Source organism: Pseudomonas sp. B20(2017), from assembly GCF_002113125.1.
In the GTDB taxonomy this organism is placed as follows: Bacteria; Pseudomonadota; Gammaproteobacteria; order Pseudomonadales; family Pseudomonadaceae; genus Aquipseudomonas.
In genome coordinates this window covers 82,079-103,276 of the sequence record NZ_NEJP01000007.1, presented here as the reverse complement: position 1 = coordinate 103,276, position 21,198 = coordinate 82,079, and the positions used below count along the sequence as shown (strand labels likewise).

The 21,198-nt window shown below is 61.3% G+C and carries 20 protein-coding genes; 7 read left to right on the top strand and 13 right to left on the bottom strand.

Going from position 1 to position 21,198, the window contains the following annotated elements; all coding sequences use genetic code 11:
* Positions 1-100 precede the first annotated feature (100 nt).
* The 10 genes from CAF63_RS12420 to cbiE form a co-directional block, all read right to left on the bottom strand.
* Positions 101-1,480, bottom strand: a complete 1,380-nt coding sequence (locus tag CAF63_RS12420) for a PepSY domain-containing protein (protein WP_085685010.1) — start codon at positions 1,478-1,480, stop codon at positions 101-103.
* A 147-nt stretch (positions 1,481-1,627) separates the two neighbouring features.
* On the bottom strand, positions 1,628-3,748 hold the full coding sequence (locus CAF63_RS12415; protein ID WP_085685007.1) for a TonB-dependent copper receptor: 2,121 nt from the start codon (positions 3,746-3,748) through the stop codon (positions 1,628-1,630).
* An 84-nt stretch (positions 3,749-3,832) separates the two neighbouring features.
* Entirely contained in the window at positions 3,833-4,279 is a 447-nt protein-coding gene (locus CAF63_RS12410; protein ID WP_085685004.1) for a DUF2946 domain-containing protein, read from the bottom strand.
* A 21-nt stretch (positions 4,280-4,300) separates the two neighbouring features.
* A complete protein-coding gene (locus CAF63_RS12405) occupies positions 4,301-4,780 on the bottom strand; it encodes a copper chaperone PCu(A)C (protein ID WP_085685001.1) in 480 nt (159 codons plus the stop codon).
* Positions 4,781-4,828: 48 nt separating this feature from the next.
* On the bottom strand, positions 4,829-5,230 hold the full coding sequence (locus CAF63_RS12400) for a DUF2946 domain-containing protein (RefSeq protein ID WP_039772017.1): 402 nt from the start codon (positions 5,228-5,230) through the stop codon (positions 4,829-4,831).
* Positions 5,231-5,342: 112 nt separating this feature from the next.
* Complete coding sequence (locus CAF63_RS12395; protein ID WP_007951041.1) at positions 5,343-5,666, bottom strand: DNA-binding protein; 324 nt, start codon at positions 5,664-5,666, stop codon at positions 5,343-5,345.
* A gap of 4 nt (positions 5,667-5,670) precedes the next feature.
* On the bottom strand, positions 5,671-6,006 hold the full coding sequence (locus CAF63_RS12390; RefSeq protein ID WP_085648101.1) for a type II toxin-antitoxin system RelE/ParE family toxin: 336 nt from the start codon (positions 6,004-6,006) through the stop codon (positions 5,671-5,673).
* A gap of 56 nt (positions 6,007-6,062) precedes the next feature.
* On the bottom strand, positions 6,063-6,788 hold the full coding sequence (locus CAF63_RS12385; protein WP_085684997.1) for a cobalt-precorrin-6A reductase: 726 nt from the start codon (positions 6,786-6,788) through the stop codon (positions 6,063-6,065).
* The gene (locus CAF63_RS12380; protein ID WP_085684994.1) at positions 6,785-7,882 is read right to left on the bottom strand and encodes a cobalt-precorrin-5B (C(1))-methyltransferase; all 1,098 of its coding nucleotides are present in this window, start codon (positions 7,880-7,882) and stop codon (positions 6,785-6,787) included. The genes CAF63_RS12385 and CAF63_RS12380 overlap by 4 nt, the downstream gene beginning before the upstream one ends.
* Positions 7,875-9,086 (bottom strand): precorrin-6y C5,15-methyltransferase (decarboxylating) subunit CbiE, encoded by a 1,212-nt coding sequence (cbiE, locus tag CAF63_RS12375; RefSeq protein WP_085684991.1) that lies wholly within the window; start codon positions 9,084-9,086, stop codon positions 7,875-7,877. The genes CAF63_RS12380 and cbiE overlap by 8 nt, the downstream gene beginning before the upstream one ends.
* A gap of 226 nt (positions 9,087-9,312) precedes the next feature.
* On the opposite strand from cbiE, the gene CAF63_RS12370 reads away from it, so the two are divergent.
* The 5 genes from CAF63_RS12370 to cobJ all read left to right on the top strand — a co-directional run bounded on the left by CAF63_RS12370 (position 9,313) and on the right by cobJ (position 14,465).
* Positions 9,313-9,960 carry a hypothetical protein gene (locus tag CAF63_RS12370; RefSeq protein WP_256574510.1) on the top strand — a complete coding sequence of 216 codons (648 nt, stop codon included), beginning with the start codon at positions 9,313-9,315 and terminating at the stop codon, positions 9,958-9,960.
* A 138-nt stretch (positions 9,961-10,098) separates the two neighbouring features.
* On the top strand, positions 10,099-11,412 hold the full coding sequence (gene cobG, locus CAF63_RS12365) for a precorrin-3B synthase (RefSeq protein ID WP_085684986.1): 1,314 nt from the start codon (positions 10,099-10,101) through the stop codon (positions 11,410-11,412).
* Positions 11,405-12,031: a precorrin-8X methylmutase gene (locus CAF63_RS12360; protein ID WP_011332253.1), complete on the top strand. Its 627-nt coding sequence runs from the start codon at positions 11,405-11,407 to the stop codon at positions 12,029-12,031. The genes cobG and CAF63_RS12360 overlap by 8 nt, the downstream gene beginning before the upstream one ends.
* Positions 12,031-12,762 (top strand): precorrin-2 C(20)-methyltransferase, encoded by a 732-nt coding sequence (locus CAF63_RS12355; RefSeq protein ID WP_085684982.1) that lies wholly within the window; start codon positions 12,031-12,033, stop codon positions 12,760-12,762. Before CAF63_RS12360 ends, CAF63_RS12355 begins: the two co-directional genes overlap by 1 nt.
* Positions 12,762-14,465 carry a precorrin-3B C(17)-methyltransferase gene (gene cobJ / locus CAF63_RS12350; RefSeq protein WP_085684979.1) on the top strand — a complete coding sequence of 568 codons (1,704 nt, stop codon included), beginning with the start codon at positions 12,762-12,764 and terminating at the stop codon, positions 14,463-14,465. The genes CAF63_RS12355 and cobJ overlap by 1 nt, the downstream gene beginning before the upstream one ends.
* A 52-nt stretch (positions 14,466-14,517) precedes the next feature.
* Here cobJ and CAF63_RS12345 read toward each other — a convergent pair whose 3' ends face one another.
* Positions 14,518-15,111: a MarC family protein gene (locus CAF63_RS12345; RefSeq protein WP_085684976.1), complete on the bottom strand. Its 594-nt coding sequence runs from the start codon at positions 15,109-15,111 to the stop codon at positions 14,518-14,520.
* A 244-nt stretch (positions 15,112-15,355) separates the two neighbouring features.
* Here CAF63_RS12345 and CAF63_RS12340 point away from each other — a divergent pair, with 244 nt between their 5' ends.
* Both CAF63_RS12340 and CAF63_RS12335 read left to right on the top strand, forming a co-directional pair.
* A complete protein-coding gene (locus CAF63_RS12340) occupies positions 15,356-16,147 on the top strand; it encodes a hypothetical protein (RefSeq protein WP_085684973.1) in 792 nt (263 codons plus the stop codon).
* Positions 16,148-16,200: 53 nt separating this feature from the next.
* On the top strand, positions 16,201-16,914 hold the full coding sequence (locus tag CAF63_RS12335) for a hypothetical protein (protein WP_143492450.1): 714 nt from the start codon (positions 16,201-16,203) through the stop codon (positions 16,912-16,914).
* Between the two features lie 73 nt (positions 16,915-16,987).
* Here the strand turns inward: CAF63_RS12335 and CAF63_RS12330 are convergent, their stop codons facing one another.
* Together CAF63_RS12330 and purD are read right to left on the bottom strand one after the other, a co-directional pair.
* A complete protein-coding gene (locus tag CAF63_RS12330) occupies positions 16,988-19,762 on the bottom strand; it encodes a hybrid sensor histidine kinase/response regulator (RefSeq protein ID WP_085684967.1) in 2,775 nt (924 codons plus the stop codon).
* Positions 19,763-19,864: 102 nt separating this feature from the next.
* On the bottom strand, positions 19,865-21,157 hold the full coding sequence (purD, locus tag CAF63_RS12325; protein ID WP_085684965.1) for a phosphoribosylamine--glycine ligase: 1,293 nt from the start codon (positions 21,155-21,157) through the stop codon (positions 19,865-19,867).
* Between the last annotated feature and the right edge of the window lie 41 nt (positions 21,158-21,198).

Genomic DNA, 21,198 nt, shown 5'->3' with positions numbered 1-21,198 from the left:
AGCGACAGCGATGACACGCAGGACTCGGTTCACGAGGAGGGACCGAATTGACCTCCTGCAGGGTGAAGTGCGCGATCACGCACCGCGCACTTCGCCTGTTTCAGGAGGAAGTCGAGGCTGATTCGGGTTGCCGGCCGAGTCGAGACAGCAGCAGCCGATCCAGCAACCACACCACCACCAGCGAAGCCCCCACCAGCGGAAACACCAGCGCCAGCGCGAGCATGATCGCCACGCCGGTTTTCCACTTCGGCAGATCGTGGCGCAGCGGCGGTACGCCGAACTTGCCCTGTGGCCGGCGCTTCCACCAGATCACCACGCCACTGACGGCGCTGAGCAGAATCATCAGGCAGATCAGCAGCACGATGATCTGGTTGAAGGTGCCGAACATCTTGCCTTCGTGGAGCATCACGCCGATTTCGGTAGCGCGGGCAACAGCGCCGTACTGCTCGAAGCGTACATCGGCCAACACCTTGCCGGTGTACTGATCGACGTGCAGGGTGGCATCGTTGCGCGGGTCATCGGCGAACACCGCGATGGTGAACACGCCGGTGGTGGTGGTCGGCATTGTGATGCTGTAGCCCGGCTCGACCTTGCGCTCAACGGCGATGTTCTGCACGTCCTGCAGGCGGATGGTCGGCGCGGCGGGCCCGTGTTGCATGCCTCCGTGGGCCATGTGTTCGGCATGGTCGCCGGACATCGGCATCGGAGTGTTTTCCATCGCCCAGGGTACGGTCTGGCGCGCGGCGTTGTTTAGGCTGCCGGCCTCGACGTCGGAGGTCGGTACGTTGTCCCACATCGCCGCCGGGAACACGTTCCACACCTGGGCGTACTGTTTGCCCCAGAAGCCGGTCCAGGTCATGCCGCTGAGCAGCATCACCAGCAGCAAGGCCGCGCCCCAGAATCCGGTAACGGCATGCAGGTCACGCCACAGCACGCGGCCGCGACTGTTCAGGCGCGGCCACAGTATTCCGGCCGCCTGACCTCGCGGCCACCACAGGAAAACCCCGGACACCACCAGCACCACGCCCCAGCCGGCGGCCATTTCGATCAGCCGGTCACCGACGGTGCCGATCATCAGTTCGCCGTGAATCGCCCGGGCGATGGCTTGCAGGTTCTGCTTGGCATCCTGCTCGCCGAGGACGTCGCCGTGGTAGGGATCGACGAACACGTTCAGCTCATGGCCGGCATTGGCCACGACAAACTGCGCGCTGCGCTCGGCGTTCACTGGCGGCAGGTACTGGGTGACCTGGCCCTGTGGATAAGCGCTTTTGACCTTTTGCAGCAAGTCATCGGCCGGCACGGTGTGATGCCCGGCGGGGACGTTCAGCAGGCTGCTGTACATCAGTGAATCGAGCTGCGGCTTGAACAGGTAAATGATGCCGGTCAGGGCCAGCATCACCATGAATGGGGCGACGAACAATCCGGCATAAAAATGCCAACGCCAGGCCAGGTTGTAGAAATTCGGTTTGGGCTGTTTCATCACGAGTGCTCCGCTTGGCTTGGATCTTCTAGTTGTTCTGCAACCCTTGTGGGAGTGAGCTTGCTCGCGAAGGGGGCGGCACATCCAACATAAATGCCGCCTGATACACCGCCTTCGCGAGCAAGCTCGCTCCCACAGGGGGAAGGGTTAGAAACTCATGTCCACCTTGGTCCAGAGCGTGCGCCCCGGTTCATTGATGGCTTGCGGGTCGTTGGCCGGGTAGCCGAACCCGGCGTTGCCCGCCAGGTTCAGGTGTTCGGCGTAAGCCTTGCCGAACAGGTTGTCGACGCCGGTACTGACCTTCCAGTTTTTGTTGATCCGGTAGGCACCGTTGAGCGAGAACACGCCGAAGCCCGAACTCTTGTCGTAATCCTTGCCGACCACGTTGCCCTTGTTCTGGTCGATACGGTTTTGCGCGGCAACCACCCTCCACAGTGCGCCGGCGCTCCAGTTGTCTTCGCTGTAGGTCAGGCCGAAACGTGCATCCAGCGGCGGCATCTGCGGCAAGGCTTTGCCGTCGCTGCTGTTCTTGCCCCAGGCGTAGGCCAGGGTCGCATCGGCTTTCCAGTTGTCGTTGAGTTTGTAAGCGGCACCGAGTTCTCCGCCCATGATCCGCGCGTCGATGTTTTCGGCGCGGGAGGTGCTCATGCCCATCATTGTCGGGGTGTAGTCGAACAGGATGTAGTCGCGCACCACACCGATGTAGCCCGAGGCCCAGGCTTCGAGGTCGGCATCCTTGTAGTTCACACCGAAGTCGAGCTGGGTGGTTTTTTCCGGTTTGATCGAATCGAATGCATTGACCGAGCCGGCCGGTCCGGACTTGGGCGAGAACAGCTCCCAGTAATCCGGGAACCGTTGCGCGTGGCCGAGGCCAGCGTAGAGCGTGGTCGGGCTGTCGGCCAGGTCATGCTCGTAACGCACGAAGCCGCTTGGCAGGGTGTCGGCGCGGGTATCGCCGGCAGTCGGATTCGGGCGCGACATCATTCCCGAGCCGGTGGTCTGCCGGAAATCCTTGGCCGAGGCACGGTCGACACGGGCGCCGGTGATCAGCCGGTCACGGTCGGCGGCGTACCAGGTCATTTCGCTGAACACACCGTAGTTATGGAAGTCGGCGTCCTTGGTGTATGGCTGATCCTTGTAGGTATCGATGCCCATGCCGCTGCGCTGACGGTGTTCGTTGGTCTGCGCATCGAGGCCGGTGATCAGCTGGATATCGGCCCAGCGCCAAGTGGCCTTGATCCGTGCGCCGAGGGTGCGGCGGTCGACGTTGGACGCCATGGGACCGGCCATCATCCCGGTGCCGGACGGCGTGCGCAGGGTGTAGTTGTCCATCACGTGGTCGGCGTAGTTGTAGTAGACCTGCGCTTCGAGCTTCTCCAGCACGTCGGTGATGTTGGATTTCTCGACGCGCAGACCGAGGCTTTCGCGCAGGAATTGCGAGCCGTCCATGCCGCGCCCGGCGTAGCGCGCTTCGCCGTCGCCCTTGCCGGCGGTGAGTTCGATCAGGGTGTCGGCGTCCGGGGTCCAGCCCAGCGCCACGTCGCCGTTCCACTTGTCATAGCGCGAGGCAACGATGTCGTTGTTGCCGTCGCGGTAGTCGTCGGAGTGCGCGGTGTTGCCGATCACTCGCACGTAGCCCAGCGAACCGCCGGCCGCCGCATCGACCACTTTGTCGAAGCGTCCGTGGGAGCCGGCCAGCACGCTGGCGTTCACGCGGGTGCCGAGTTCGCCGAAGCGTTCCGGCTCGCGGTCGAACAGGATCGTGCCGGCCGACGCGCCCGGTCCGTAGAGCACGGTTTGCGGGCCTTTGATCACGGTGAGCTTGTCATAGGTCTCGGGCGAGATGTACGAGGTCGGCGCATCCATCCGGCCGGGGCAGGCGCCGAGCATCATGCTGCCGTTGGTGAGGATGTTCAGGCGCGAACCGAACATGCCGCGCAGCACCGGATCACCGTTGGTGCCGCCATTGCGCACCAGGGCGAAGCCGGGAATGGTCTTCAGGTAGTCGCCGCCGTCGCTGGCCGGCACCGGTTGGCGCGGGTCTTTCGGGTTGGTGACGATGGTCAGCGGCGAGCTCGGGGCGATGGCAGTGATCACCGTCGGGCTCAGTTCGTCAGCGTGGCCGGCATGTTCGTCGGCGTGGACCAGCGGGGACAGCAGGACGCCGCAAAGGACGGCGGTCGCGTGCCTGAAACGAACGCGCGATTCGTTCAGGGCAAAGGACGCCGGGGCAGAAACCGGGCGTGGGACAGCAGAAAACCTGGACATGACAATTTCCATCAAACAGTCGTAAACGACACGGCCGGCAGCCTGAAGCTGTCTTCTCAACCGTGTGCAATCAGAGGTGGGGGTTTACGCTGCGACGGGCGGGGCGCGGCTGCGGGCGCCGGGGAAGAAGGTCTGCCGGGCATGGCCCAGACGCGGGGAGGGTGGGGGGAAAGTGTTGACGAGCGGAATGCTGAAAGTGGCGAAGCTGCCGCCGCCGGTCAGCGCCGGGCAATTGAACAGCAGGCTGCAATAGCCGCATTTTTCCCACAGCACGTGGTGCGAGGATTGCGGTGGGCAGTGTTCGGCCGAGGGGTTTGTTTCATGCGCGGAATGATCCATGCCCGCCATGTCCATCGACATGTCCATGCTCATCGGCATGGAGGTCGAGGCGTGCTGATCCATCGGCATCGACTGGGAAATCAGCGGGCCGATGAAGATCATCAACATGGCGAACAGGGCGATCCAGCTGCCGCAGGTCAGGTGTTCAGTCTGACGGCGTTGCAGGGAGGGCCTGGCGCTCAGGGGGCGCATGGGCGGAGTCTGCCGGAACGGTTACTGGGCGTGCGCGTGGGCTTGCGTGGCTTCCGGCGGCTTCTTCTGCACGGCGACTTCGACGGTCACGTCACCGGCCTTTTCGAAGTGCATCGTCAGCGGGAAGCGCTTGCCGTCGGTCAGCAGGCTGCGGTCGGTCGGATTCATCAGCATCACGTGATAGGCCATCGGCGCGAAGGTCACGTTTCCGCCGGCCGGGATGGTCACGTTCGGCACCTGTTGCATCTTCATCAGGTCGCCCTGCATCACGTGCTCGTGCAGTTCGGCCGTCGGGGCTATCGGCGAGTCGACGCTGAGCAGGCGGTCAGCCGTCTTGCCGGCGTTGTGAATGATGAAATACGCGGCAACGGTCGGCGCGTTCGGCGGCAGTTCCTGCGACCACGGGTGGGCAATTTCCAGCTCGCCGGCCTTGTATTCGTGGGCATGGGCGAAGCACGCCGGCAGCAACAGCGCAGCGATGACGATGAATTTGTTCAACATGGCAGTTCTCCAGAACGATTTGAAACGCAGGTCAAATGCGGGAACAAATCAAACCAGAGGGGACGCGCGGGGATTGAGGCTCGGCCATTGCTGGCGCGGTGTCGGGGTTTGCAGCAAGGCGGGCGCCACGCTGCGATTGCTTTCGTATTGGGCGAAATACAGCTGCGGCGAATGCCCCGGCAACGCCACCACCGGCGCCGATCCGGAGCAGCACCAGCAATGCTGCATGGTCGAATGATTGTCACCGCTCTGCGGCGCTTTCTGATCGAGGCTGCCGATGTCGATCGCCACCATCTTCGTCCCGCTGCCGGTGCAGAAACTGCTCCACAGCAACTGCTCGGCCGGCGTCTGCGCCGCCTGCGCCATCGCTCCCGTCAACGGCATGGCGAGCATGTTGAACAGCACTGCAAAGCAGGCGATCCAGGCAAATGCGAGCCGGTGTCGGTTCATGGGACAGATCCGTAGGGTGGGCGATCAGGCGCGGCTATTTAGCCTGATCAGGGCCGATAAGTAAAAAAGCGCCGTGCGGTTTGGTGTCGCAGCGATCTCATCAACCAATCGCTCAGTTCACTGGTACCGCGTGAACCTCCATGTCTACTCCCAGCGTAGCTCGGATTACCGAAAAAATTTTCGCCAGATTGTCCATGCTCGGGTTGCCTTTGGCGGACAACATTCGATGCAGGCTTTTGCTGGGCTTTTCAGTTTCCCTTGCAAGCTCTTCGAATCCGACAGTTGCATTGACGAGGTCGCGCAAAATTATCCTGGCAACTTCTGGCTCGCCATTCAGAAAAAGCGTTGCGGCTTCGTCCAGTAATGCCTGGGCAAATTCGGGATCACGTTGTGCACGCTCTGAAATTGAAATTTTGTAGCTTCGAGTGAGCGCCATCAAATTACCTCTGGTTCTGTTCAGCTTTTTTTCGAATTCGAAATTCGGCTATCAGTGCTTTCACCTGTTTGATGTCCTGTCTCTGTGTGGATTTATCTCCTCCACCGAACAAGATGATCAGTCGTTTTCCCTCTTGTATCAGATAAATTCTATAGCCAGGACCCCAGTTTATTTTGTATTCGCCGAGACCATCGAACCATTTGATGTTGGAGGTGTTGCCCGCTTCCAACCGTGCCAAGGCTTTCGAAACCCTCGCTGCTGCCGGCACGCTCAAAGTGGAGATCCAACGGCCAAACGGGCTTGAATCGTTTTCTTGTAGATATTCTTCGAGTGTGATCACAGTCGGCCCTGAAGGTAACAAATAGGTTACTTATCATGCAAGCCGTGGATCTTGCCTCAGGAATTGATTGTCTCCAATTCAACAAGTGTTTCTTGAAGCGTCCAAAACTCCCGATCAACCCCCGCCAACACCGGTCGCTTCAACACCATCACCGGCACCCCAAGCTCCCGCGCCACGTCCAGTTTCGGCTCAGTCGCGGTGCTGCCGCTGTTCTTGCTGATCAGCACGTCGATCTGCCGGCGTTCGAACAGCGCCCGTTCATCCTCCAGCAGAAACGGTCCCCGGGCGCCGATGACTTCGCAGCGTTCGTTGCCGGGGTAGACGTCGAGGGCGCGCAGGGTCCAGAACTGATGCGCGGGGATTTCGTCGAGGTGTTGCAGCGGTTCGCGGCCAAGGGTGAACAGTGGGCGGCGGAAGGGTTTGAGGGCCGTGATCAGTTCGGCCCAGTCGGCGACTTCGCGCCAGTCATCGCCCGGTTGCGGTTGCCACGCCGGGCGACGCAGGGCCCAGCAGGGGATGCCGGTGAGTTGCGCAGCGGTGGCGGCGTTGTGGCCGATTTGCGCGGCGTACGGATGGGTGGCGTCGAGCAAAAGCGTGATGCCTTCGTCGCGAATGAACTGCGCCAGACCTTCCGCTCCGCCGTAGCCGCCGACGCGCACCTGACACGTCAGATCGGTCGGCACCCGGCCCACCCCGGCCAGGCTGTAAATGTGTTCCGGCCCCAAGGTGCGCGCGATGGCCAACGCTTCAGTCACGCCGCCCAGCAACAGAATCCGTTTCATACAAAAGCCCCCGCATGGCCGACGATGCCGCCCTGACGATCAATCGCAAACACCTCGACCTGCACCTGCGCCGGCACCACGCTGCGGGCAAATTCCAGAGCATGGCGGCAGACCTCATCGCCCAGCGCAACACCCGCCGCACTGGCCATCGCCAACGCCTGCTGACTGGTGTTCGCCCCGCGAATGGCTAGCTGCAACGCATCGTCAGCACCAATCGCCGCCGCCCATTCGGCCAGTTGCGGCAGGTCGATGCTCGAATGGCGCGAGTGCAGATCCATGTGCCCGGCCGCCAATTTGCTGATCTTGCCGAAGCCGCCGCACAGGCTGAGTTTATCCACCGGTACTTTGCGCAGGTGCTTGAGCACGGCGCCGACGAAGTCGCCCATTTCGATCAGGGCAATTTCCGGCAGGTTGTAGACCCGGCGCATGGTGTCTTCGCTGGCGTTGCCGGTGCAGGCGGCGATGTGCAGGTAGCCGTTGGTTTTCGCCACGTCGATGCCTTGATGGATCGAGGCGATGTACGCCGCGCAGGAAAACGGCCGGACGATGCCGCTGGTGCCGAGGATCGACAGGCCGCCGAGAATGCCCAGACGCGGGTTCATGGTTTTCAGCGCCAGGGCCTCGCCGCCCTCGACATTGACCGTCACCTCGAAGCCGCCGCGATAGCCGGTTTCCTCGGCGAGCAGGGTCAGGTGATCGCTGATCATCTTGCGTGGCACCGGGTTGATCGCGGGTTCGCCGACGCCCAGCACCAGCCCCGGGCGGGTGACGGTGCCGACGCCTTTGCCGGCGATGAAGCGGATGCCCGGCTCGTCGATCAGTTGCACGCGGGAGTAGAGCAGGGCGCCGTGAGTCACGTCCGGATCATCGCCCGCATCTTTGATCGTCCCGGCTTCGGCACCGTTCTCGGTCAGCCGACAGAACTCCAGGCGCATCTGCACCTGCTTGCCCTTGGGCAGTACGATCTGCACGACGTCCGCTACCGCTCCGCCGAGCAGCAGGCGGGCAGCCGCGAGGCTGGTGGCCGTGGCGCAGCTGCCGGTAGTCAGGCCGCTGCGCAGGGGGGCGGGTTGTTCGGCGGTTTCGTCACGCATCGAGGGGTTTGACCAGATCGAGCAGGGTGATCGGCAGGGCCTGGCGCCAGGTATCGAACTCGCCGAGCGGCTGGGCTTGAGCGATGTGGATGCGAGTCAGCTCGCCGCCGTGGCGTTCACGCCAGCTCATCAAGGTCATTTCGCTTTGCAGGGTCACGGCGTTGGCGACCAGTCGCCCACCGGGTTTGAGTTGTTCCCAGCAGGTGTCGAGCACGCCTTCGCGGGTCACGCCGCCGCCGATGAAAATCGCGTCCGGGCGCTCCAGTCCGGCTAGCGCCTGCGGGGCGCTGCCGCGAATCAATTGCAGGCCGGGAACGCCCAAGGTATCGCGGTTGAGTTCGATCAGTTGCTGGCGACCATCGTCGGCTTCGATGGCGAGCGCGCGGCAACTCGGGTGAGCGCGCATCCACTCGATGCCGATCGAACCGCTGCCCGCGCCGACATCCCACAGCAATTCGCCCGGTGTCGGGGCGAGGCGGGCGAGGGTGATCGCGCGCACGTCGCGTTTGGTCAGTTGGCCGTCATGCTGGAAGGCCGAATCCGGCAAGCCGGCGAGGCGCGACAGGCGCGGTGTCTGCGGATCGGCGAGGCACTCGATGGCGATCACGTTGAGGTCGGCAATGAGCGGATCGTTCCAGTCGTTGGCGGTGCCGTCGATCCGGCGCTCGGCGCTGCCGCTCAGATGTTCCAGGACGCTCAGGCGACTGGCGCCGAATCCGCGCTCACGCAGCAATGCTGCAACAGCCGCCGGACTTTGTCCGTCATTGCTCAGCAGCAACAGGCGCACGCCGCTGGACAACTGACTATTGAGGGTCGCAAGCGGGCGGGCTACCAGCGAAAGCACGCTGACGTCTTGCAACGGCCAGCCCAGTCGGGCCGCTGCCAGCGAGCACGAGGATGGCGCCGGTAGCACCAGCATCTCGGCCCCCGGCACTTGCCGCGCCAGACTCGCACCGACGCCGAAAAACATCGGATCACCGCTGGCCAGCACGCACACGGCTTCGCCGCGACGCTCGAGAACCGGAGCCAGCGAAAACGGGCTCGGCCACAACTGGCGCTCGCCACGGATGCACACTGGCAACAGATCCAGCTGGCGTTGGCCGCCGACAATCCGCGAGGCGTCCATCAGGGCGCGCCGGGCATTCTTGCCCAGACCCTTGAAGCCGTCTTCACCGATACCTACAACTGTCAGCCAGGGTGTCATGCCGTTCCTTATCCGAATGTTCACGCTCTACACGGACGGCATGATAGCGCGGCTTCAATAAGCTGACGCGGTTCGATTGTCGCAAGCCTCTTTCGGAATTTTGAAATTTAATGTTGTTGAATCGGTGTTTTTTTAAAAAGAAGTTTTGTTAGTGTGGTTGTAACTTGTTGTATTGCTAAATCAATCGATGGAGTAAGCGCGAATTGCGCATAAGGGAATGGAAGGTATGAAAGTATTAACAGATTCAAAATATCAGGCCACACTGTTCGGTAATATTCTGCTGACGGGAATAGAAGGGCTGGGTGCCGAGGACTACCAATTTGCATTGAGTTGTAACCTGTTGGCGCTGGAGCAGGCAGACAAGATTTATAACAGCGAAACCAGGCCGGGGCGCTGGATTGACTATTACGCCGATGTTTTGTGGTCACACGGCTGGAATCGTGATCAGCCTGGTTTTGAATACGTCAAGCCGAACTTTTCGGGAAGTGTTCAACAGGCTTGGTCGAACCTGGCAAACGGTATTCTCCCCGCTGAGCAAGTTGCAGGTGTCGAAGCCGGGCTCGCCAGTCTGGAAAAACAAGTCGACCTGTTGCAAAAAATCAAAGGTGTCAGTGACAAGGTCTTCGATCTCAAAATAGTGCCCGTCAGCTACAACGCTGACGGCGAAATGGAAATGGTCATTACCCATGTCCGATTCATCAAGTCGAGCCTTAATTCTCAGTATCTGTTCTGGAACATTTCACAATCCATGACCCAGCTGGACATCCGGGCGCGACGAGTCGTCATCAGCCCGCGAGTCATTGAAGCGCGCCGGCCCAGTGTCGAAGCCGCACTCAGAAAGCAATCCACAAAAATCGAGCAATATCTGATCTGAACGGTTCCGGCCCGCTGCGGCCCGAACTTCAGTAATCCAATTGCTGATTCCGACCGGGAGGCTTTTCATGATGTCGGGCAAAGCAGGCATAATGGCGACCTTTCGCCCGCCCCGTACGTCCAGCCAACCGGTCACACCTTGAACGAACAGCCGAATTCATCCGTCTTGCGCCCCTCGGCTTGTCCGGGGTTGTTGCGTATTGTCCAGGCACTGGATGGCGGGATCTGTCGGATCAAGCTTGATGGCGGGACGATTACCGCTGATCAGGCTGACGCGGTGGCCGATGCGGCCGATCGATATGCCGGGGGCGTGATTGAGGCGACTAACCGCGCCAATCTGCAGATTCGTGGAATCGGTGAGCATTCCGCAGCGCTGATTGAAAGCCTGCTGGCCGCCGGTCTGGGGCCGCGCACCACTGCCGGCGATGATGTGCGCAACCTGATGCTCAGCCCGGCTGCCGGTATCGATCGGCAGATGCGTTTCGATACCCGTCCATTGGCCAGTCAGATCCTCGAAACCCTGCAAAGTCATCCGCGTTTCCATGGGCTGAGCGCCAAGTTCGCCGTGCAACTGGATGGCGGTGAAGCGCTGGCGATGCTCGAACATCCCCATGACCTGTGGTTGTCGGCATTCGAAGAGCGTGGCGATACGCTGTTGGCATTCGGCCTGGCGGGTTGCCCGACGGACCGACCGCTGGCTGCCGTGGCGCTTGCGGACGGACATGCGCTGGTAGTGGCGGTGCTGGAGTTGTTCCTCGATCTGGCCCGGCCGGAGCAGACGCGAATGCGTCATCTGCTGGATGAATGTCCGGTGCCGGTGTTCCTGGAAAAACTCGCTCAGCGGATCAATCTCCAGATTGCCACCGATTGGCAGCGCGAAGCCGGGTCCGAGGGTTTGCACATCAACATCCACCCTCAGCAAACGGCAGGTCTGGTCTATGTCGGTGTCGCACCAGCGCTCGGTCGTCTTGATCCCGACATGCTGCGTGGCGCTGCGCAACTGGCCAGAACCTTTGGCGACGGCAGCCTGCGATTCACCCCTTGGCAGAGCCTGTTGCTGCCCAATGTTCGGGAAGCGGATGCGGTTCGATTGATCGATGCTCTGGGCAGGCTGAACCTGCTGACCCAGACCGAAGATCCGTTGTCACACCTGATCGCCTGCACCGGCGCCAACGGTTGCGGCAAAGGCCTGGCCGACACCAAACACGATGCCCGCCTGCTGGCTGCGCTGTTGCCACACGCCATGGATGTGCACCTGTCCGGCTGCCCGCGTTCCTGCGCCGCCGCGCATCGGGCTGCGGTGACTCTGCTGGCGGTCGGCCCCGGTCACTACGATCTCTATTTTCGCGATGCAGCGCTGCCGGGTTTCGGCGCGCTGCACGCTCACAACCTTACTATCGAAGCGGCCGCGACTTTGCTCGCCGCCCGCTCACGGAGCCCCCTTGATGCTTGATTACATCCGCGACGGTCAGGAGATCTATCGCAACTCCTTCGCGATCATTCGCAGCGAGGCCAACCTGGCTCGCATCCCGGCCGACCTGGAAAAACTCGCCGTGCGGGTGATCCACGCCTGCGGCATGGTCGAGGCCATCGACGGGCTGCAATTCTCCGAAGGCGCGGGCAAGGCCGGGCGCGATGCGCTGGCTGCCGGTGCGCCGATCCTGTGCGATGCGCGGATGGTTTCCGAGGGCGTGACCCGTGCGCGCCTGCCGGCCAACAACCAAGTGATCTGCACCCTGCGCGACGACAGCGTGCCGGAGCTGGCGCGCGAGCTGGGCAACACTCGCTCGGCAGCGGCGCTGGAACTGTGGCGTCCGCATCTGGAAGGCAGTGTGGTGGTGATCGGCAACGCGCCGACCGCGCTGTTCTATCTGCTGGAAATGCTCGATGCCGGCGCCCCGAAACCGGCGCTGATCCTCGGCTTCCCGGTGGGCTTCGTCGGCGCCGCCGAATCCAAGGCCGAGCTCGCCGCCAACAGCCGTGGCGTGCCGTTCGTGATCATGCAGGGCCGACTCGGCGGCAGCGCCATGGCCGCCGCTGCGGTCAATGCCCTCGCCACGGAGATCGAATAATGCAGGCTAAAGGACGATTGATTGGCCTGGGCGTCGGCCCCGGTGATCCGGAACTGATTACCGTCAAGGCCCTGCGCCTGCTGCGCGAATCACCGGTGGTGGCGTATTTCGTGGCCAAGGGCAAGAAAGGCAACGCGTTCGGCATCATCGAAGCGCACCTGCAGGACGCGCAGAACCTGCTGCCGCTGGTGTACCCGGTGACCACCGAAGTGCTGCCGGCGCCGCTGTCCTACGAACAGGTGATCAGCGATTTCTACGATGACGCTGCCGAGGAAGTGGCCGTGCATCTGGACGCCGGTCGCGACGTGGCGGTGATCTGCGAAGGTGACCCGTTCTTCTACGGCTCCTACATGTACCTGCATGATCGCCTCGCGAGCCGCTACGAAGCCGAAGTGGTGCCGGGCGTCTGCTCGATGCTCGGTGGTGCTTCGGTACTGGGCGCGCCGCTGGTGTATCGCAATCAGAGTCTGTCGGTGCTGTCCGGCGTGCTGCCTCATGACGAGCTCAAGCGTCGCCTGGCCGACGCCGACGCGGCGGTGATCATGAAACTGGGGCGCAACTTTCCAAAAGTGCGTGAGGTGTTGGGCGAGTTGGGCCTGGCCGAGCGTGCGCTGTACGTCGAGCGCGCGACCATGGCCAACCAGAAGATCGTGCCGCTGGATGAGGTCGAGCCGATGTCGTCGCCGTACTTCTCGCTGATCATTGTTCCCGGCGAACGGTGGCAAGGCTGATGACCCATTCCACACCGGCCATCGTCATTCTCGGCCAGGGCGCGCTGGCCACGGCCCGTCGCCTGCAGCAGGTCTATCCGGCTGCACAGATTCACGGACTGAAAGGGCGCGTCGAAGGCGCCGACCTGACTTACAGCGACTTCGGCGCGACCCTGCGCGATCTGTATCAGCAGGACACGTCGATCATTGCCCTGTGCGCAGCCGGCATTGTCATTCGTACCCTGGCGCCGCTGTTGCTGGAGAAGGGCGTCGAGCCACCGGTGCTCGCCGTGGCTGAAGACGGCAGTGCCGTAGTGCCGCTGCTCGGTGGCCTCGGCGGGGTGAATGTCATGGCCCGCGAGATCGCGTCTGCGCTTGAAGTCGCAGCGGCGATCACCACCAGCGGCGAGTTGCGTTTCGGCACTTGCCTGCTCAACCCGCCCGGCGGTTATGCCCTCGGCGATCTGGAGCAGGGCAAGCGCTTTGTCTCCGATCTGCTCGCGGGCCACAGCGTGCGCATCGACGGCGCTGCGCCGTGGCTTGAGCAAGCGCAATTGCCGGAAGATCCAAAGGCGCAGCGCTCGATTCATGTGGGCAGCGATGCCCGCGCGGCAAGCGCCAGTGAGTTGCTGATTTATCCACGCAGTGTGGCGGTGGCGGTCGGTTCAGAAGTGACTGACCTTCCCGGCACCATTCGCGATGCGTTGCAGCAGGCCGGTGTGGCGATTCAATCGCTGGCCTGCCTGGTGGCGGCTGATGTTCAGATGGCCAGCCCGGCATTGCGTGACGCCGCGCTTGAACTGGCGGTGCCGTTGCGCTTTGTCGCGCCGGCGAGTGACATCGGTGAACTGGCCCGCGATGCAGTCCCTAATGCCCGGATCATCACAACATCCCGCGACATTGCCATCGCCGTGGCCGAACAGCCGCTGGATGTTTCGCAGATCGGTCGCCCGCGTGGTCGCCTGGCCGTCATCGGCCTCGGCCCTGGTGCGGCCGAGTTGATGGTGCCGGCGGTGAAAGCCGAACTGGCACGCGCCACCGATGTGCTGGGTTACGAAACCTACGTGCGCATGGCCGGTCCGTTCCGCGACGATCAGGTGCAGCATTGCACCGACAACCGCGAAGAAATGCAGCGTGCCCGTCACGCCTTCAGGCTCGCTGCTCAGGGCCGTTCGGTGATCGTGGTTTCGTCCGGCGATCCGGGCGTGTTCGCCATGGCGGCCGCAGTGCTCGAAGCGTTGCACGAGTCGACGGATCCGGCGTGGCACAGCGTCGATCTGGAAATCCTGCCGGGGGTTTCCGCGTCGCTGGCCACCGCCGCTCAGGCCGGTGCGCCGCTGGGCCATGACTTCTGCGTGATGTCGCTGTCGGACAACCTCAAGCCGTGGTCGATCATCGAAAAGCGTCTGGATCTGGCCGCCGAGGCGGATCTGGCTCTGGCGTTCTACAACCCGATCTCCCGCGCCCGTCCGTGGCAACTGGGGCGAGCGCTGGAAATCGTCGCGCAGCACCGTGCGCCGCAAACCCCGGTGGTGCTGGGCCGAGATATCGGTCGCCCCGGGCAGACGCTGCGGGTGACGACACTCGGCGCATTGACGCCGGAACAAGTGGACATGCGCACCATGGTGCTGGTGGGATCCTCCACAACCTGCTCTTTTCCGCGGGCGACCGGTGGTGACTGGGTGTACACACCACGCTGGTATGGCGAGAAACCCAATACCTGAGCCATAAAAAAGCGGCTCTTCGGAGCCGCTTTTTCATTTCATGGGGGGCGAGTCAGCCAAGATAACCCTTCACCCCGGTAAAGATGATCTGCGCAGCCAGTGCACAGACAAACAATCCCATGAGTCGGCTGACAATCTGCAACCCCTGATCGCCCAGAATTCGTTCGATGCGGTTCGACAGGTAAAGCACCACGCCTACCGTGAAACTGGCAAGAGCGATACTCATGATCGCGATCAGCTTGTCATCCCAGTGCGGTTGACTGACGCCCATCACCAGCAGCGCACCGATGGTGCCGGGGCCGACGGTGAGTGGAATGGTCAGCGGGACAATCGTCACGTCCTGCTGCACATTATCGGTCTGCACGGCCGACTTGCCCTGCGCCATGCCCAGCGCCGAAATAAACAGTACGCTGCCGGCACCGATGCGGAAGGCATCCACCGTAATACCGAACACATCGAAAATCACCCGCCCGAACAGATACAGCAATACGCTCGATATCAGGGTGGCGATCGCCACTTTCCAGGCCAGGCGCCGTTGTTCCTTGCGCGAATAACCTCGGGTCAGGCTGATGAAGCAGGACAATACGAAGAACGGGCTGTAGAGCACCAGCATCTTTAGGTAAACACTGAACAACACGTGGAGCATCTTTAAATCCCGCTAAAGGAGAGTCGCGTCTGAGTCTATCAGTTGAAGATCTCTCTGTGCACAGCGTCTGAAAAATGTTTTGGTTGAAGTATCTTATTGAAAGAGTGCGGTTGGGCGACGGGGGTTTGTTGTTGGTTTGATATCGTGTTACATGTTCTTGTTTGTAGTTATTTGTTGGCTTGGTTATTGTTGTTTTGCAAGCTCATGAGGGGTTTGTTATTAATCAAGTTATGGATTTATTATAATGAATAGCCAAGTTATTGTTGATAGGTACATTGCTACCTGTGTTGAAAATATCAATGAGTATGAACTGGATGATGTGAGTTACATTCGATCTCGCAGTTTCGCTGTGTCTGGAATGGCCGTCGAAGAACCGTCCAAGGCGGCGATCGTAGGTGAGGGGGTTCTGGCATTTACCGGTGAACTCACTGGCGATAACAAGTCGGATGCACAAAACGCCTTTCTCTTCGCGACGTTAGTGGCTAACAAAAAGTTTCCCGAAGAAGACCAGGGGAAGGAGTGGTACCAACTGTTTCGTCAGGTGATGACCGACTCCGGCTGGACACCTGTTTCCAAGTACTACAACGACTTGCACATCGGAGGTAACACTGTCCGTATGGACAAGCTGGTGCTGGAAATTCTCGGCTCGGTTATCGCCGGCATTGCATTGCCGGGATCTTCCAGTGCATTGATGCTCAAGGTCGCAGGCGATGCGGTTGCGGCGCTTCAGAAGCGTGATACAGCATTGACACTCTATGAGCGAAATCTGCTGGACAACGGTGTTGGCGGCATGGCGGCCGCTGCATGCACTGAAGTTGCCGGTGAAGCGATCATGGCGGTGGGGGCGGTGCGCTTCAAGCGCAAGAATACTTCGACCAAGGTTCTGTTTGTCGATGTTGATATTCGTAATGTGAACTTGTATCGCGGCGAAACAGTGTTTGCCAAAAATACGGTGGTCGCAGACGCTACACGTGAAAGAATCAAAATCAGGCTCGGTGTTAACGCTGTTGAAAAAATCGATGAATATGAAATCTGATTGATTCAGGAGGGGCACTGGATAGTGCCCCTCTTTTTATAATGGAGATGGCTGTGAAGGATAACTTTTTTTTATTGGCAGTGGGTTCGGCTCTATTGGTTGTCTCAAGACAGCACAAAGTGCAGGCCTATGACGATTTGGTATCTTCGATATTGCTTGCGCAACTGGTGGCGAGCAAAAAAGTCGAGAAAAACCCTGGGCAGGACTGGTATGACGCATATGTCAATGTTCTGGACGACTTTTGGCTCAGGAGTTCGCGGACGCGTCGAGACGTGCAGGTGAATGCCGGCATCACCCAAACACCACTTCAATGGCTTGCAAGTCTGGAAGCCGTTGCGATGTTGGAAAAGGGGCAAATGTTCGCTGAGGCATTGGCGCACGCAGCAGGTGTCACGAACACCGAGCCGGCCATGGCTGTCATGCACAAATACATGGAAGAACCCTCGGAAACTGAACACCCCCCGACACCTCGGTTACTCAAAGATGTACACATGCTGGTAATTGTGGCGCCCACTCCAACGACTTTCGACAGTGTCTATCTCGAGTTCAAAACTAGCCAGGAAACCGGCTTCACGCCATGGGCGCGTTTTCAGACCGAAGAAGTCCAGGGGCCTGTTTGCATCCGTACTGCACAGGCGAGGCTGTCAGAAACGCTCTACCAGCCAGTGCGAGATGCAATTGCTGCGAAAGTCAGGGATAAGGTCAACGGCAACGTCGTGCAACTGGATACGGAAATTGATCCTGCTTCAACGGCAGCCTTGGGTTAACGCCACATTCGGCAGTCAGGTTACCTGGCTCATCTTGAGCAGAGGTTTACCGCGAATTTAGTCGCGCCTCTGCTCAAGACGTCGAAGCTATACGGTTTTGCTGATCACGCTGGGCTACCCAGTGCTCGATCAACTCACGCAGTTGCGACAGTTCCACTGGTTTGGCCATGTGCCCGTCCATCCCGGCCTGACGCGCGCGTTCCTTGTGTTCGGCGAGGATGTGCGCGGTCAGCGCCACGATCGGCGTGCGGATGCGCTGATTGCCGACTTCCCAGGCCCGTAGTTGCTGGGTGGCGGAGAAGCCATCGAGGATCGGCATTTCACAGTCCATCAACACCAGGTCGTAGCGCTGGGCTTTCATCGCCTGCAAGGCTTCTTCACCGTTGCTGGCGGTGTCCGGCTGCAGGTTGAGTTTGCCGAGCATGCCCCGGATCACCTTGGTGGAAATCGTGTTGTCTTCGGCCACCAGAATGCGGAAATCACTTGGCACCTTGACCGGCGCGGCGGGGCTCGCGACCTGCGGCTGGAACACCACCTGGCCACGGTTGCGCTGATTGAGCTCGTCGGCGAGCGTGGTCTTGAGGGTGTAGCCGGCCACCGGTTTGGCCAGGATGCGCTTGATCCCCGAGTTGCGCGCGATGATCTTGCTCGGCGCATTGCTGATGCCGGTTAGCATGATCAGCAGGATGTCGTGGTTCAGGCTCGGGTCTTCCTTGATCTTGGCCGCCAGTTGCATGCCGGTCATGCCGGGCATGTTCTGGTCCAGCAGGACCACGTCGAAATAGTCACGCAGGTGCGCCTTGGTGCGCAGCAGGGCCAGCGCTTCCTTGCCCGACGGCACGGCGCTGACGTTCAGGCCCCAGGCGCTGCATTGCTGCACCAGCACCTTGCGGCAGGTGTCGTTGTCGTCGACCACCAGCACGCGTGCGCCTTGCAGCGGGCTGTCGAGGTCCGAGGTCGGATGCTCCAGGCGATCAGGATCCAGCGGCAGGGTCAGCCACAATGTGCTGCCCTGGCTGGCGCCGCTCTTGATGCCGAACTCGCCCTGCATCAAACGGATCAGTTGCCGGGCGATCACCAGCCCGAGGTTGCCGCCCAGGCGATTGGCCGACAGGAAGTGCTTGCTGTGCAATTCGGCATGCATCAGCGCGTCGCGCTCTTCCTGATCCATCGGCTGGCCGCTGTCCTGCACGGCAATGCGCAGGCGCGGGCCGGCGCTGCGCTCGTCGAGGGCGACCACCACCAGCACTTCGCCTTCTTCGGTTTTCTTCAGGGCGTTTTCCAGCAGGCTCAGCAGTGTCTGGCGCAGACGTGTCGGATCGCCGCTGATGACCCGTGGCACTTGCGGCTGGATGAAACTGATGAGTTCGACGTTCTGTTGCTCGGCCTTGGCGCGGTAGATGCTCAGGCAATCGTCGATCAGCGCGTTGAGGTCAAACTGCACGTCGTCCAGTTCGATCTGCCCGGACTCGAGCCGGGAGATGTCGAGGATCTCATTTATCAGGGTCAGCAGTTCGTTGCCGGCGCTATGGATGGTTTGCACGTAATCGCGCTGCTTGACCGACAGTGGGGTGCCCAGCAGTAACTCGGTCATCCCCAGCACACCGTTCATCGGCGTGCGGATCTCGTGGCTGATCTTGGCCAGGAATTCTGCCTTGGCGTTGATCTCGGCGTTGCTTGCAGCAAGGTCGCGGCTGATATTGAAACTGCTCTCAGTGATGCTGCGCTGGCGCTCACCCAGGGCAATGCTCATCAACAGGCCGCTGATGCAGATGAATCCCATCAACACCATGATCAAGCCCTGCGGCGGCACCAGCGTCAGCCCGAGCAAGGCCGGAAGGATGATCAGCGTGCCGATGTTGAATACCACCATGGCGGCAACGAACAGCCGGGCAGGACGGTAGCCTTTCTGCCAGTGATAGAAGCCGACCAGAAGCATGCTCAGACCGGCGAGGGCGACCAGCGCGTAGGTGATGATGTTCAGCGGCAGGGTGTTGACGAACAACAGCAGCAGGCTGCAGATCACGATGAACAGAATGTCGCCGATCAACAGCTTGTTCAGTGGATGCGAGCCGAGCGGGGCGAAGAAGCGGTAGGCGAACATCAGGCCCGCCGGGGCGGTCAGCAGCAGGGCCAAGTAGGCGCCGGGCGTCTGGATCGCGTGCCAGTTCGGCAGCCAGGGGCCGGCGAGGTTGAGCAAAAGCAAAAGACTCAGGCTCAGCAGGCCTTCGCATACTGCCAGCCACAGGCTGCTGCGCGAGCGGGTGTAGGCGTAGCGGATCAGGTTGTGCAGGATCAGCATCGCCAGACAGCCGAACAGCAGGCCGTAAATCAGCGTCTGGTTTTGATTGGCCGCCCCCATCACCGCCGATTGCAAGGTGATGTAAGGGCGCAACTGGTGATCGGAGACCAGTCGCAGGTAAACGTCGAGGGGCTTGTCGCTCTGCGGCAACGGCAGCATGAAGTCGCTGCTGGGCAGCGGTCGTTCCACCTGGGGCTGGGTGGTGCCGGTGTCGCGCTGTTCGATCAGGCGATCGCCGTCTAGGACATACAGATTGAGGTGCGACAGGTCTGGGGCGAAGATCCGCAGCACTTGTTCGTGCTTGCCGGGCGCCAGCCTGAAGCGCAGCCACAAGGCGCCATCGGGTTCGGCCGCGGTGAGGCGGTCAAGCTCGATAGGGCTGAATTGATTGGTGTAGCGGGCGGAGCGGATGTCGCTCAGTTGGAGGTTGCCCTGATCGTCAAGCAATACCGACCAGCCACTGCCTTGCGCGGCCTGGGCCGGGAGCATGCAGAGCAAGGTCAACAGCGTGACGGTAAAGCCTATGGCAATCCTGAGCCAGCGCACGGCGAAATCCCTTCGTAGGTTGATGCCAGAATATAACGATGCGCAGCGTCGGAACAGTCCGGCAAGGGCCATAAGCCCCTGCCGGAAACACAGCGTAGCTTATTACTGAGACTCACCGCGTTCACGGGCAATGGCGCGGTAGCCGATGTCGGTGCGGTAGAAGCAGCCTTCCCAATCGATGGCCTTGGCCAGTTTGTAGGCCTGCTCCTGGGCGGCGCCGACGCTGGCGCCCATGGCGGTGGCGCAAAGCACCCGACCACCGGCCGTCACGACGTTGCCGTCCTTGAGCGCAGTCCCGGCGTGGAAGACCTTGCCTTCCAGTGTGGCGGCTGCATCCAGACCGTTGATCGGCGCGCCCTTGGCGTAGTCGCCCGGGTAGCCGCCGGCGGCCAGCACGATGCCGACGCTCGGACGTGGATCCCACTGCGCTTCAACCTTGTCCAGCGCCTGAGCCAGTGCGGCTTCGACCAGCAGCACCAGGCTCGATTGCAGACGCAGCATCACCGGTTGGGTTTCCGGGTCGCCGAAACGGCAGTTGAACTCGATGACCTTCGGATTGCCGGCCTTGTCGATCATCAGACCGGCGTACAGGAAACCGGTGTAGACGTTGCCTTCGTCGGCCATGCCGCGCACGGTCGGCCAGATCACCTGGTCCATCACGCGCTGGTGCACGTCGGCGGTGACAACCGGAGCCGGGGAGTAAGCACCCATGCCGCCGGTGTTCGGGCCGCTGTCGCCGTCGCCGACGCGTTTGTGGTCCTGGCTGGTGGCCATCGGCAGGACGTTCTTGCCGTCGACCATGACGATGAAGCTGGCTTCTTCGCCGTCGAGGAATTCTTCGATGACAACGCGCGAACCGGCGTCGCCAAAGGAATTGCCAGCGAGCATGTCGCGCACGGCGTCTTCGGCTTCGGCCAGGGTCATGGCAACGATCACGCCTTTACCGGCGGCCAGGCCGTCGGCCTTGATCACGATCGGTGCGCCTTTTTCACGCAGATAAGCCAGCGCCGGCTCGATCTCGGTGAAGTTCTGGTAGTCGGCGGTCGGGATTTTGTGGCGCGCGAGGAAGTCCTTGGTAAAGGCTTTGGAGCCTTCCAGCTGCGCGGCACCGGCGGTCGGACCGAAGCAGTCCAGGCCACGAGAGCGGAACAGGTCGACGACGCCGGCCACCAATGGTACTTCCGGACCGACGATGGTCAGGGAAACGTTTTTCTCGGCGAAGTCGGCGAGTTGCTCAAGGGCCAGCACGTCGATGGCGACGTTTTCGCACTTGGCTTCAATCGCAGTGCCGGCGTTGCCCGGTGCGACGAAAACTTTCTGCACACGCGGATCCTGAGCCACTTTCCAGGCCAGGGCGTGTTCGCGGCCACCGCTGCCAATGATCAAAACATTCATTTCAAAAACCTCGGATGACGCTAATTCTGTTGAGCGCCGCT